The organism is Rickettsiella endosymbiont of Aleochara curtula (genome assembly GCF_964030935.1).
Lineage (GTDB): Bacteria > Pseudomonadota > Gammaproteobacteria > Diplorickettsiales > Diplorickettsiaceae > Aquirickettsiella.
In genome coordinates, this window is sequence record NZ_OZ034990.1 from 917964 (window position 1) to 931857 (window position 13894).

Annotated in this window: 15 protein-coding genes; 8 read left to right on the forward strand and 7 right to left on the reverse strand. The window is 37.2% G+C overall.

The features are described 5' to 3' along the window. Positions 1-68 precede the first annotated feature (68 nt). Entirely contained in the window at positions 69-476 is a 408-nt protein-coding gene (locus AAHF87_RS03985) for a hypothetical protein (protein WP_342147170.1), read from the forward strand. 10 nt (positions 477-486) lie between these two features. Here the strand turns inward: AAHF87_RS03985 and AAHF87_RS03990 are convergent, their stop codons facing one another. Both AAHF87_RS03990 and phrB read right to left on the reverse strand, forming a co-directional pair. Beyond that, a complete protein-coding gene (locus AAHF87_RS03990; RefSeq protein WP_342147171.1) occupies positions 487-834 on the reverse strand; it encodes a hypothetical protein in 348 nt (115 codons plus the stop codon). A 58-nt stretch (positions 835-892) separates the two neighbouring features. Then, positions 893-2314: a deoxyribodipyrimidine photo-lyase gene (gene phrB, locus AAHF87_RS03995; protein WP_342147173.1), complete on the reverse strand. Its 1422-nt coding sequence runs from the start codon at positions 2312-2314 to the stop codon at positions 893-895. A 77-nt stretch (positions 2315-2391) separates the two neighbouring features. On the opposite strand from phrB, the gene AAHF87_RS04000 reads away from it, so the two are divergent. Together AAHF87_RS04000 and AAHF87_RS04005 are read left to right on the forward strand one after the other, a co-directional pair. Continuing rightward, entirely contained in the window at positions 2392-3363 is a 972-nt protein-coding gene (locus AAHF87_RS04000) for a hypothetical protein (RefSeq protein WP_342147174.1), read from the forward strand. Positions 3364-3537: 174 nt separating this feature from the next. Further along, positions 3538-4200 carry an HAD family hydrolase gene (locus AAHF87_RS04005; RefSeq protein WP_342147175.1) on the forward strand — a complete coding sequence of 221 codons (663 nt, stop codon included), beginning with the start codon at positions 3538-3540 and terminating at the stop codon, positions 4198-4200. Positions 4201-4216: 16 nt separating this feature from the next. Here the strand turns inward: AAHF87_RS04005 and AAHF87_RS04010 are convergent, their stop codons facing one another. Both AAHF87_RS04010 and waaA read right to left on the reverse strand, forming a co-directional pair. Next, positions 4217-4870, reverse strand: a complete 654-nt coding sequence (locus tag AAHF87_RS04010) for a riboflavin synthase subunit alpha (protein WP_342147177.1) — start codon at positions 4868-4870, stop codon at positions 4217-4219. 7 nt (positions 4871-4877) lie between these two features. Further along, positions 4878-6146 (reverse strand): lipid IV(A) 3-deoxy-D-manno-octulosonic acid transferase, encoded by a 1269-nt coding sequence (waaA, locus tag AAHF87_RS04015; RefSeq protein WP_342147178.1) that lies wholly within the window; start codon positions 6144-6146, stop codon positions 4878-4880. Between the two features lie 136 nt (positions 6147-6282). Here waaA and djlA point away from each other — a divergent pair, with 136 nt between their 5' ends. From djlA to AAHF87_RS04040, 5 genes are read left to right on the forward strand one after another with little or no spacing between them, the layout of a single operon-like run. Next, positions 6283-7110, forward strand: a complete 828-nt coding sequence (gene djlA / locus AAHF87_RS04020) for a co-chaperone DjlA (RefSeq protein WP_342147179.1) — start codon at positions 6283-6285, stop codon at positions 7108-7110. After that, on the forward strand, positions 7110-7775 hold the full coding sequence (rpe, locus tag AAHF87_RS04025) for a ribulose-phosphate 3-epimerase (RefSeq protein ID WP_342147180.1): 666 nt from the start codon (positions 7110-7112) through the stop codon (positions 7773-7775). The genes djlA and rpe overlap by 1 nt, the downstream gene beginning before the upstream one ends. A gap of 11 nt (positions 7776-7786) precedes the next feature. Next, complete coding sequence (locus tag AAHF87_RS04030) at positions 7787-8179, forward strand: hypothetical protein (RefSeq protein ID WP_342147182.1); 393 nt, start codon at positions 7787-7789, stop codon at positions 8177-8179. A gap of 40 nt (positions 8180-8219) precedes the next feature. Then, positions 8220-10790, forward strand: a complete 2571-nt coding sequence (locus tag AAHF87_RS04035) for an LPS-assembly protein LptD (RefSeq protein WP_342147183.1) — start codon at positions 8220-8222, stop codon at positions 10788-10790. Between the two features lie 12 nt (positions 10791-10802). Next, complete coding sequence (locus AAHF87_RS04040; RefSeq protein WP_342147184.1) at positions 10803-12101, forward strand: peptidylprolyl isomerase; 1299 nt, start codon at positions 10803-10805, stop codon at positions 12099-12101. Between the two features lie 7 nt (positions 12102-12108). On the opposite strand, the gene AAHF87_RS04045 is transcribed toward AAHF87_RS04040, so the two are convergent. From AAHF87_RS04045 to AAHF87_RS04055, 3 genes are all read right to left on the reverse strand, one after another. Further along, complete coding sequence (locus AAHF87_RS04045; protein WP_342147185.1) at positions 12109-12597, reverse strand: hypothetical protein; 489 nt, start codon at positions 12595-12597, stop codon at positions 12109-12111. A gap of 221 nt (positions 12598-12818) precedes the next feature. Then, positions 12819-13295: a hypothetical protein gene (locus tag AAHF87_RS04050; protein WP_342147186.1), complete on the reverse strand. Its 477-nt coding sequence runs from the start codon at positions 13293-13295 to the stop codon at positions 12819-12821. A 95-nt stretch (positions 13296-13390) separates the two neighbouring features. After that, complete coding sequence (locus AAHF87_RS04055) at positions 13391-13882, reverse strand: hypothetical protein (protein ID WP_342147187.1); 492 nt, start codon at positions 13880-13882, stop codon at positions 13391-13393. Between the last annotated feature and the right edge of the window lie 12 nt (positions 13883-13894).

Below are 13894 nucleotides of genomic sequence, written 5' to 3' on the forward strand. Positions count from 1 at the left end.
TTAAAACAATATTTGGTTCTTTTAACTAGCAGGTAAGGTTAATTATAATTCAATATTAATGGAAAAATATGTATACGGAATTAAGAGAAAAAATAAAATTACAACGACTGCATTTAGCGACTACACGCAATTTACTCAGCAAACAATTCGATTTGAAAAATGAAATTAATAGCTTTGTGAGACATTCCGAACAGCAATTAGAACAGATGTTAAATCTTGAAAAATCATCTGTTGAGAAAATCAATCATTTAACAGAAAAATTGCGTGATGATAAATGTTTACGCACGGATTGCAGAATTCTTATTCTCGAGCTTCGAGCCGAAGTTACAGTAACAAAAAAAGAAATCGAAAGATCAAAGCTTAAACTTCACCAGATAAAATTCCCAAAAAAAACGGCTGGTTTTTTTAGGCGAAAAAATGACGATAGCCAATCTTCAAGTTTATCTCACCAGACTGTTCATCTAGTCCATTTATAAAATAAACCGTTTAAGGCAGAGTAGTAGGTGCAGCTAAACCATTGTAATCAAAATTACTGGTGCAAGAATATCGTGACGGATCACTCAAGGGTACATTTACGCCATTACGCGTGATAGGGGCCGTGACATATTGGCAAACAATATTGATACCTTGTAAATATTGCTTACTCATACCTGCATCGGCATGTACTTTAGGACCAGTCAGATAGCTAAATAATTTTTTAGCCTCTATTCCTTGAACAACAACACTCATTACGCTAGATTGAGCAAAGCAATTGGTACTTATGATAGTCAGCGACAATGAAATTAAAAAAGCCATACGCTTAATAAATGGACCTTGCATTTTTACTTGCAGCATGGGTAGCACCTATATGTAGTAAAATTTTAAGATAGACGACAACAATTAAGTTTTCCAGTCATTTTGAAAGTGCTTTAAAAGCTTTAATCGTAGCTATGCGCGAGGATTTAAAATCTATGATCGGCTTAGGGTAACCGCTTTGTAAAGCGAGCGTCGGCGCGCGCTGATGTGGATCATGGATAGAACGCACATCAAATGCACTGAGTTCCGGACAATACTGACGAATAAAATCTCCTTTTGGATCGAAGCGCTCACTCTGCCGAGTCGGGTTAAAAATTCGAAAATAAGGCGCCGCATCAGTACCGGTAGATGCGCTCCATTGCCAGCCTCCGTTATTGGCGGCCAAATCTCCATCGATTAAATGTCGGATAAAAAAATCCTCACCTAAACGCCAATCGAAAAATAAATTTTTGCTTAAAAACATCGCCACTATCATACGCAAACGATTGTGCATCCAACCCAATTGTTTTAATTGACGCATCCCCGCATCAACAATCGGATAACCGGTAAGACCTTGTTGCCATGCTAATAGCTGTTTTTGATTATATCGCCATTTTAAATTTTCAGTTTCTAGTCGAAAAGCTTGATGCATGGATAGTCGTGGTACGTCAGCTAATAAGTGTTTATAAAAATCACGCCAGATTAATTCATTAATCCATGTCATAGCTCCTTTATTTCCAGAATCATATTCACCCTTGTTGGCCATTAAAGCGGCCAACAAACATTGTCGCGGTGAAATCATTCCTGTTGCTAAATACGGTGATAACAAACTTGTCCCTGCCAATGACGGAAAATCACGCGTTTTATGATAATTAAATAAGTCATTTGTGATAAATTTTTTTAATCGGCGTTGCGCCTCATCTTCACCCGATGGCCAAATAATCGTTGAGGAAAAACCAGATAAATGAAGGGGTACTTTACTCGATCGAATTTCTAACCCATTTTGTCGTTTAGGGAGTGAGTAATGTGGAATGATATTTTGATTATTTAATAATAACTGTAGATAAGCTCGCTTATAGGGCGTAAAGATACTAAAAGTTTTACCTTGTTTAGTTCGAACTACACCCGGCGGTAATATGACTTGATCATCATACGCATTACATTTGATACCAGACTGGCTTAAATAGTTACATACTATTTTGTCCCGTTGCTTTTCATCCACTTCATATTGTTTATTAAAAAAAAGTCCTTCGAGCTTATGTTTTTGTGCGCATTGATATAATTCTTGAGCAATATCCCCGGTTTTTTTAACTTGTTTAATTAATAAAGGAATTCCTCTAGCCTGTAGATTCTGACTTAACACTAACAATCCAGAGAGTAGAAATTGAACGCGGCAAGCCGCCATGTGATGTTTTTTCCAGAAACTGGTATCTATGATGTAGATTCCTAAAATTCCCTTTGCGCATTGTTGAGCGGCATGATACAGCGCTGTATTAGCATGTACTCTTAGATCTTCACGAAACCAGACTAGGCCTTTCATAAGGAAATTTCCAAGTTGTTGATGCTTAAAGTATATGATATGGTTTTATTATAAGTATATAAATAATAAGGTGGATTATGGCAAAAACTGACTCTTGTTTAATTTTTTCTGAAAATTCTTACGATATTTTCGGCAATCAATCCATCCACACCTTTAATGTCACCGACTCAATTGATAAAAATTTTCAATTTCAATTTAGATACAACCATGAAGAATCCAAAAAAATTGATTTTTCAATACTAAAAATCTATTTAGAAAAAAACACCAAAATCTCATATAAGAAACGAATACTGCATTATCCAGACTATAAACCAGCGAAAATGGATAAAACCCGACTGGCCACAGAACTTTTTAAGTTATTTCCAGAAAACCAACATGCAGAATTCATTTATAATAAAATTTTTTTTAGAAAAGATGGGGAGAAAATTGAGGAAATTAAGGATAAAAACTTTATAAACTTTTACAAAATAGTTTCCTTTTCAAAAAATACTATTCAATTCGGCTATGAAATCCCTCAAACGAACACTACAGATATCACCCCTAATTGCTGTATCTATTCTATTGGGCAGAAAACACCCACTAATAAAATCTATCTTTTTCCTTATAGCTCTAGATCGATCCAAAATCTTGCAAATGAAAAAGCTATGAAAGAATTTCCAGCTAATACCCGGGAATTTAAAATTCTTTATTTTGATGAAGATACACATTCTGATCGCGATATGTATCTCACACTACAACAAAACATTAGTGAAATTCTTGAGCATCTAGAAAAGCCAAAATTTTTCGGAAAAAATAGCACTGATAAAATTGAAATATTTCTAGAACTTGCTGGAATGATCAGTAGCAAGAAATCATTGGACAACATCAAAGATTTTTTGAACAGATATGACAAAGTAGAAATTCTTTCAAAACACAGGGATCCCTGGGGAATTTTTGCTTTCTTTAAAGGCAAAACTCATTCAGCCTTAGCTTGGAATGAATTAAGAAAATTGCTTCCAAACAACTCATGTCAACCAGCCGAACCTAGTTTTTCTCGCCAAGCTCGATAAAATTGTTTGACGATCTCTACAGGTTTTAAGAAATTTTTGAATCTATAGGGTTTTAAACGCGTTATTATCAAAATTTAGCTCCACTATTATTCTTCTTTACCAATTAAACTTATGAAGCTACACTTTTAGAGTGATTATGAATTTTGATCATTTTTATATTATAAGCTGAGCAACATGAATAATTATAAATTACTTATCTTAGATTTTGATGGCACACTTTGTGCCACACACGATGCCATATTATTTTGCATTAAGCGCACTTATGAAACGCTACATATGACCATGCCAAACCATGATTTCATCGATGAAACCATACGCGCAGGTCTAGGCATGGAAAAATCCTTAAAAACCCTTAGTCCGGATCTCACTCAGCAGCAAATTAATCATTTATTAACCACTTACGAGACAATTTATTTAGCTGAGGGAGAGGATAAAAGCGCGCCATTCCCTAAAGCCGCAGAAATCTTAGCGAAACTGCATGCGGCTGGCTTAATACTCACAGTGGTCAGCAACAAAGCGGTTGCTGCGGTTGATACTGCCTTAGAACGTTTTCAATTAAAAAAATATATTTCTATCGTTATCGGCGATACTAAAACATTAAGAAAAAAACCTGATCCGATGGCATATACTGATTTCATTAAACCGAAATATAAGGATATAAATCCGAAGCAGATGTTAATGGTAGGCGATACATCGGCCGATTTATTATTCGCAAAAAATATTGGTGCTGATTCTTGTTGGGCAGAATATGGATATGGTGATGAAACAACGTGTCTAGCGCTTAACCCCACTTATACGATTAAGCACTTGGCTGATATTTTGGAAATTCTACTTTAAATCTAATGCTAGTTTGTTACGATTGCTGTAGCTTTTTTTCTATGGCAGTTAATCGGACATCAATATTAGCAAAGTAATTCTGCACGGTTTCCACCAACACCATTGTTTTCATATCAGGTTCGATATTAACTTTGTCACCCATATTTCGGTTGGAAAAATTGGTTTTGCGTAATGTTTCGGGAATCAAATGCACTTCAAAACTACGTTTTTTTTTATCCGTCAAGCCTACAGTTAAACTAGAACCATCCACTGCGATGTAACCTTTTGGCTTGATAAAAGCAAAACACGATTCAGAAGTTTGAATAGATAAACACAAATTTTCCCCATTCACTTTTTTATCGACAACTATCCCTGTCTCAAATATATGGCCGCTCAGTTCATGCCCTCCTATTTCATCGCCAAAGCCTAAGCTCCTTTCCACACTGACTTTTCTACCAATATAAAGCTCATTTAAAGTAGTTTTGGCTAATGTTTCCTGCATGGCATCAAAACTAACTTCATATTCATCTTTCGCGACTACAGTTTGACAAACACCGTCAATAGAGACACTGGAACCTATTTTTAAATCTTTTGCCAACTCATCATTTAAAACAACACTATAATGGAACAATCCAGGTTGCTTAGTGAGTGACTTTACAACAAATAAACCTTGCGTAATTCCAGAGTACATGGGGAAATTAAATTACCAATAAATTTTCAATTAATTGCATTTGTTTTAACACAGAACCTTTATTCTCTGCCACAAACTTTTTCGCCTCAAGACCCTTTTGCTCGCGTCGCACCGAGTCAGATAACAAAGCAATAACTTGCTCGGCTAACTCTGTGGCGTTATTTACCTGAATTTCGATATTTCGTTGTTTAAGCTGTTCGGTAATAGTCGCAAAATTAAACGTATACGGGCCGGTTAATATGGGTAAGCCAACAGCAGCAGGCTCTAGAGGATTTTGTCCGCCCTTTTCCACCAAGCTTCCGCCCACAAAAGCCAGATCAGCGGCCGCATAAAAAATAAGTAATTCCCCCATGGTATCACCGATAAAAATATCAACATCACTCATTTCAGAGTCTTTATGCTCACTACGCTTGATAAGCTTATAGGCCTGACTAGAATAAAGCTGTTCAAGTTGGGGGACGCGATCCACATGTCGTGGGATAGATATTAATAATAAATCTGGGAAAGAACGACGTGCCTGCGTAAAAGCTTGGAGAATAAGCTCCTCCTCGCCAGGATGCGTACTAGCAGCAATCCATACGGGCCGATTTTCTCCCCAAATTTTCCGCCATCGCTGGGCGTGTTCTGACAATTGCATGGGAAGCGTCAGATCAAATTTAAGACTCCCTGTCACTTGGATCTTTTCAGCTGGAAAACCTAAGTCGATAAAACGATCGGCGTCCGCTCGAAACTGTGCAGCAATGACATCAATGCTTTTTAACATCTGCTGCGTGATGGGGAAAATACGTCGATAGGCCTTAGCGGAGCGCTCAGATAAACGAGCATTGACAAGGGCTACAGGCACTTGATACAACTGACATGCTGCTAGGATATTAGGCCAAAGTTCTGTTTCTAGCAAAATTAATAATTTTGGTTGTAGGGCATTAAAGAATTTTTTTAAAACTAAAGGTAAATCATAAGGAAAATAAAGCTGGGCTACACTATTGCCCAAACCAACGCGAATTCGTTCAGCCCCTGTTATCGTTTCATTGGTTACAGTAATGGGTATATCTGGGTAACGTTGCTGTAAAAGCTTGATCAGCGGTATCGCTGCGATGGATTCGCCGACTGAAACGGCATGTACCCAAATCCCGCCGGGTGAGAGCGGGCGTAAGCCGCATCCGAGACGCTCATGCCAAAATTGCAAACCATTAGGAGTTTTACGGTTTTTTAACCATAAACGCAATAGAATAAACGGCAACAATAAATAAAAAATTATTGTATATAAGAATCGCATGACTTAATAAAATTATAATTAGATATTCCAAGGGCGAGCTTATCGCTTATTCAACTTTAAGACAAGATGATATCCTGTTAGTCTTATACCCCTTAGTAATGTGCCGTATTGCAATTTTTATGGGTTAGGTTTAAGCATGAATATATGGGGCAAACTCGTTGGTGGGTTTTTTGGGTTTCTTCTTGCAGGGCCGTTCGGTCTTATATTAGGCGTCATTATTGGGCATCTGTTTGATCGTGGCCTTACACAAAACCAAGGCTGGACTTTTTCTTCTGCCAATCCAAGCGTCGCACAACAAGTTTTTTTTGATAGCACATTTCTGGTAATGGGACATATCGCCAAACTAGATGGACGGGTTTCTGAGGCAGAAATTCAAGCTGCCCGAGCCATCATGAACCGCTTAGGCCTTACTGAAACCATGCGCCAAAAGGCTATCGACCTTTTTAATCAAGGGAAACAAGTTTCGTTTAATTTAGAAGAAACCTTAAAAAAGCTGGTGCTAGCCTGCCATCGTAATAAGGTATTACTTAAGCTTTTTGTCGAAATACAGATGCAAACGGCTTTAGCCGAAGGTCATCTCACTGCGGATAAACAAAAAGTATTGCAGAAAATTTGTCAATATTTAGGTTTTGCACCACTCAATTTCAGCTTTTTTGAGCATCTATTTAATTTTGAGCAAGCCTTCCGTCAGCAACAATCCTCTGGTCAGAGACAACAAGGATACTATCAATCATCGGGCTCATCCCATCAGCTGAATCTCAGAGATGCCTATGCTATCTTAGGCATCTCTGAGCAAGCTTCGCCGGTGGAAATTAAAAAAGCCTATCGAAAGCAAATGAGTCAACATCACCCTGATAAATTATTGGCTAAGGGTTTACCTGAAGAAATGATAAAAATAGCAACTGAAAAAACTCAAAATATCAAAGCTGCATACGATCGTATCTGCGCTGCTAAGGGGATATAATGCGTGCTTTAATTATTTCCGCCTCTATTTTATCTGCCGATATGGGCTGCTTGGCTAAGGAGTCGGCGGCAGTTTTGCAAGCAGGTGCCGATAGCCTACATATTGATGTTATGGATAATCATTTTGTACCCAATTTGACGTTCGGTCCATTGGTCTGTAGCGCTTTACGCAAGCATCTGCCCAAGACTTTTCTTGATGTGCACTTAATGGTAAATCCCGTCGATCATTTAATTAATGCCTTTGCTGCAGCCGGAGCTGATCAAATCAGCTTTCACCCCGAAGCCAGCGCCGATGTCGCTAAAAATTTAAAACAAATTCGCCGTTTGGGCTGTAAGGCAGGCTTGGCTATTAATCCACAAACGTCATTAAATTGTTTAGATAAACTCTGGGAACATTTAGATTCTATATTAATGATGTCGGTTAATCCGGGCTTTGCTGAACAACATTTTATTCCTGAGGTTTTAAACAAAATTTCAGTCGCCAAACAATTACTCTCAACCCACAAACCTACCATTCGTTTAGGTGTCGATGGAGGAGTTAAAAAAAATAATATTGCCGAAATAGCCAAAGCCGGTGCAGATACTTTTATTTTAGGCTCAGGTATTTTTAATACTGAAAATTATTCCGTCACCTTAAACGAACTACGAACAGAATTAAATTTATAAGGAAAAATAATATGCGTCTTTTTTTAACCTCCTGTGTACTGTTTTTTTTGTTAAGTGCTTGCGCCAGTACAGCAAACTATCAAAAACAAATTGATAAATGGCAAGGAAAAAATATTCAAACTCTTATGTCAAAATGGGGTGAGCCTGATGCAGGAATCCAACTGCCAAATGGCCATAAAATCTATCAGTACACTCAAAAAGCCATGTATTCTATACCTGATCCGAAACGCACTTCTGTACCTAGCAATAATGGAAATGTTTTTTCTAGTTATGACGAGCCTTGGAATACACACCAAACCATCATTCGTTCTTGTCGAACTTCATTTGAAACAACCGCCGACGGCCGTATTATCCATATAAGCTTTAAAGGAAATAATTGTGTATCAAGCAATTTTCTCCCTTAAAATCTGGACTGAGACAGCACCAGGGAGCTAAAAAAAATTAATGAACAATAGAAAAAAAAGTAATCTAACTCCCCAAAAAAAAGATTCCATAAGCCTTCGATGCTTAATTTATGTTACTTTTTTATCTTTTGTCTCACCCGGTTTGGCGGCAGAACAAACTATGGCACAACAATTAGGTTGGGTGCCTAGTAAACTCGGTATTTGCAAAGGAGAGTATTTAGATCCTTTACAGGCTTATACAAGAATTTCTTTGAGTAAAGTTAATCAAGCTTTTACACATATTGATGCTGCGCAATCCCATTTTTCATTTGAAGGGACTTCTACTTTAAGTGGTAATGTCGTTATTACACAACCAGGCCGGTTATTGTATGCCGATCAAGTTTATTTTTATCGTGATCCAAAAACTGGGAAGATTACTAATATGGATCTACTCGGTGAAATCAAGCTACAAGAGCCTAATCTTTTAATCAAGGCAAAAAAGGCCCATTTAAACTTAAACAATCAAAGCGGTTATCTGACTGATATTATTTATCGTATTTTATTAAGAAATACCACTATATTATTCGGCACCAATGAAGGCATGCCGATTAATGCTTGGGGATCTGCAAGTGCCGTAGAGCAAACCAACCCTGGTTTAATTATTTTACATAATAGTACCTATTCAACGTGTTCGCCCATTAATCCAACTTGGAAACTTTCTGCTAAAAAAATAATATTAAATCGTGATACCGGTCGCGGCAAAGCCTACAATACCTGGTTGGATTTTCGGGGTACACCTATTTTATATAGTCCTTATCTTGCCTTTCCTATTGATGATAGACGTGAATCTGGTTTCTTATTCCCAAACTTTGGGACCTCTTCTCAATCAGGATTAGGCATTGGTTTTCCTTATTATTGGAATGTGGCGACTAATTATGATTTTTTATTTACGCCCACTGTTTTAAGCAAACGCGGAGTACAATTAGGCGGTCAATTTCGCTATCTAACTCACAAGAGTCGCGGGATAATCATTGCTAATTATCTCCCCTATGACCGAGCTGCAGCTCGGCTTGCGGATCAGATTCCGTTGCTTTACCCCAACACCAGCCCATTGATTTATCCAAACACTGCGCGAAAAGCGTTTACTTGGCAAGAACAACGGCTTTGGGCGCCACGTTGGACCAGTACGGTAAACTTCAATTGGGTCGGTGATGATTATTATTTGCAGGACTTTAACCAGCCTCCTACTATCGCCATTAACCAGCTGGCTCAACAAGCACAATTAAATTATACCGGTGATATTTGGAATTTTACGACGAGTTTCAATCGCTATCAAACGCTGCATCCTTTAAACCAATCGCCAATTAACAATCCTTATAATAGTTTACCTGAGATCGATTTAAATAGTACCACGCAAGATTTTCATGGGTTTAATGTACAAATAAACAATCAACTGACTTATTTTCAACGCTTAAATAATCCTGGTGAGTTAGTCAAACCGCCGCAGGCACTTCGTCTTAATCTTTTCCCTTCCATCAGCTATCCCATGCGCAGTAAAGAAGCCTATCTTATTCCACGCGTCCAACTTAGTCTGACACACTATAATATATTGAACCAAGTGCCGGGGTATAAAAGCGAAATCCAACGCACAACGCCTCTATTTAGTGTCGATAGTGGTTTGTATTTTGATCGTCAAACTCAATGGGGTAAACATGCCTACCTACAAACCCTAGAGCCACGTCTTTTTTATCTGAACGTTCCTTATCGTGATCAAAGTAATATCCCAATTTTTGATAGCGCACTTATGCCTTTTAGTTATGACAGTCTTTTCATGACCAACCGTTTCAGCGGTTATGATCGTATCGGTGATGCGAATCAAATTAGTTATGCGTTAACCACTCGATTATTGGACCAATACACGGGGGAAGAAAAACTAAGAGCTAGCATTGGTCAAATATATTATTTTGAAGATAGGCGTGTCTTTTTATGTGGTCCATTAGAAAGACAATTAAGCGTACCTGGAACCTTGTGTGCCAATCCATTCACCGTAGTAGGAGCCACTTCACCTACTGAAAAATTTTCGCCGATTGCAGGTCAGATCAACTACAATGTCAATCCGCAATGGAGCACTACTGCCAACATTGCTTGGGATCCCACCAGTCACGATATTATTAACGCTGCCGCCAACGTACAGTATCATCCTCGCCCTAATCAGTTGTTTAATATTAACTATGGGCGTATCCGTTTTGGTGATCTGTTTGTCACTACCCCCCCTACACCACCGAATAGCCATCAAAATGATTTTAATCGACTAGGCTTTTCATTCGCAACGCCACTTAAGCATCAATGGAGTACAGTTGGTGGTTGGAACTATAACTTTAGTCATAAATACTCCCAAAGTTTTTTCTATGGATTACAATATGATAGTTGTTGCTGGGCATTTCGAATTGTCGCTGGCCGCACTTTTTTTGCCTTAAATCAAAACAGTAGCCCAATATTTAATAATGTTGTTTATTTCCAATTTCAACTCAAAGGCTTGAGTACCGTAGGTATCAGTGATATAACCAACTTTTTAACGAGTAATATCCCTGGCTATACTGATAATTTTCAGTCTAGCGCAACTCATTTTTAGTAACGAGCGATTATGGACTTTCTTAAAAAAATTTTTCCATTTATTATTTTACTCAGCTGCTTAGTATCTGCTAAGCCCTTATATGCCATCGAAACCTTGGATCGTATTGTCGCCGTGGTTAATAACCATGTCATCACGCAGCAGCAGCTAAGTGAACAAATTGAAATGACTCGACAACAGTGGCTATCTGAAAATAAATCTATCCCAGACGCTGCTAGCTTTCGTAAGCAAGTGCTCCAGCAGATGATAGACAATGAATTACAATTACAATTAGCCGCTAGTTCAGGATTAAAAATTAATGAGGCTGCATTAGATAAAACCATTATGAGTATTGCGCAACGCAATGGTTTTACGCTAGAACAATTGCGTGAAAAATTACAACAAGAAAATATACCTTATGCCAAATACCGACAACAAATTCGTCAACAACTTATCATTAATCGGCTGCAACAAGATGAAGTCGCTGCAAAGATTACCGTAACGGATCAAGAAACCAAGGATATGTTAGCACATATGCCAAAATCAGCTGCGCAAAAAACCGCTTACCATGTTGAAGATTTGCTTATTCCTTTTCCCAATAAGCCATCCGCCGCTGATATTTCTCGTGTTAAAGCAACAGCGTTATCATTACTACAACAAACAAAGCAGGGAATTTCCTTTCAAGAATTGATAGGAAAAGCTAAGCAATTTAATCCTCCACTAGCCGGTGGTGATTTAGGTTGGCGCCCGCTAAATGATTTACCTGATATCTTTCAAGCCCCTGTGCAAAAACTTAAACCCGGTGAAGTAACTGGGCCTATCCAAGCCGACAACGGCTTTCATCTTATTCGCTTACTAGAAATGCATGGAGACAATTCAGCGACCCATTATGTGACATCTACACATACACGACATATTTTAATTAAAACTTCTCCTTTGCTTAATAATACGCAAGCTGAAAGACGCCTTAATGAAATTCGCGCGGACATTTTGCGCGGCGGTGATTTTGCAACACTTGCTAAAAAGTATTCTCAAGATCCCGGTTCTGCCTATAAAGGTGGTGATCTGGGTTGGACTTTACCTGGCCTATTTGATCCTACTTTTGAAGCACAAATCAAAAAATTAACCATCAATCAGATTAGCTTGCCTTTTCAAACGCAGTTTGGCTGGCACATCGTACAAGTTTTAGGGCGGGCACAAAAATTACAAACTAAGCAAAATGTTTCACGCGAGCAAGCCGCACAGTTAGTTTATCAACGTAAATTTCAACAAGCATTAAAAAATTGGTTACGTCAAATACGCAACCAATCTTATGTAAAAATTCAGCCCTAAGTAAAACTTAGTTATTTTTCATTGGGAATTTACATTCTTCAAGTATTTGTTCTTCTGGCATTTTTCTATAACCACAATCCTTTAAACCACCACCAAAAAAATCGCTCCAAGCATTTCTATTCATTTTAGTGGTATCTACACTATCAACAGTCTTTGGTAACGCAGCCAAACTAAAACGAATACCTCTATTGTCTACATAATCGCAATTAGCGGATGCATTTAGTCCGTCTTGTTTTGTCTGAAAGTACACAGTATTAAGTTTCTTTACATTAGTTCTATTATAATGCTGGACCCTTTGGTTATTATTATTTCGATACTCAAAGCCATTACCTGCTATTCCCTCAACAGGAAATATCATACTGTCTCCTGCTTTTATTTTTTCATTAATCTGTTGAGTACTTGGGCAAGTAAACTCATCTAACTTTGTACCAATAAGAATTGATTGAACTGCCGCGAAAAATTGTAAGGCCGGAGTAAAAATATTTGTAAAAATCATAGTAACCTTTTTTAAAAAATTAAAGCTGGGAAAATTTAACACGAAAAGAAATATTTACCAAGATTTTTTATAGATTTTCTAATTTTCTAATTTTCTAATTTTCTAATTTTTAATTCCAATGTTGATTGACTCAAGCTAAGGTGCAAAGCGGGGCGGCAAATTTATATATTGTTGGATATTTTTAAATTTAATTACCTGACTATTATACAGTCAGGCAAGTATTAACGAGAAATTTTAAGATTAAATTGACAATTTTCTATATTTTCTTTTGGCTGATTATCATCTCCACACGAATATGTTCCTGGAAGATTAAGATCAAATGGAACCCAATTTTCGCCTCCAATAATCGATGAAGCATTCACTTCATTAACCCTTTTTTTTGCGGCTGCCAAAGAAAAAAACATAACTTGACTAGCTTTTTTATAAATACACATTAGGGTTGAATTTGGCGGTGCTAGATAATATATTCCTCCGATTTCTGTCGTTCTTGCCGTTCCTTCATAAAATTTTTCAATTTGATTATTTAAATTTTTGTGACGCCAAAACGTGCGACCCCCTTCTATCAATGGAAAACGCATCGGTTCTTTAGCATCTATTTTTTTATTAATTTCGGTAATATTGGGGCAAGTGTATCCCAATACCGCCTGCATAATAGTCGTAAATAATAAATACCAGCTAGAATAGTTTAGTATTTTCATAAGTTTTCCTTTTAATAGTTTTAATATTTGATAATATTTTTTATAACAATATATCGTGTTTAACTAATCTGTTTTTAGCGTAATCTCCTTATATCTCAACGTGATTTAAGATGAAATTTGCAATTTTTTAAATATTTTTTTACTTCTGTTTCCTCTCCACAAACATAGAGACCATCACTATGAAATATTTTCCAATACCTACAATTGCTTTCTATCGCTGAAGTATTAACTCGTGAGGCTCCTTTATCTCCCATTACTAAAGAAAAAAACTTTTTGTTTTTATCTTTATAAAAGCAAGTTAAGGAAGGACTCATTAAAGCAGTGGGTTTTTGATAATATATAGAAACAACCTCTGCCACATGGCTATCTCCATTGTAAAATTTTTGTATTTGATTGGTATTGTCTCTATAAAGCCAAGCATAACCTCGACGCGTCGGTATAACACATTCCGCCAATGGAAATCGCATGGTTTTATTTGCATCAATTCTTGAATTAATCATGCCTACACTAGGACAGGTATATCCGCTAACCAACCGCAGAATAGTCATAAAAAACAAACTCCATGTAGAATAACTTAATAATTTCATGATAACTTTCCT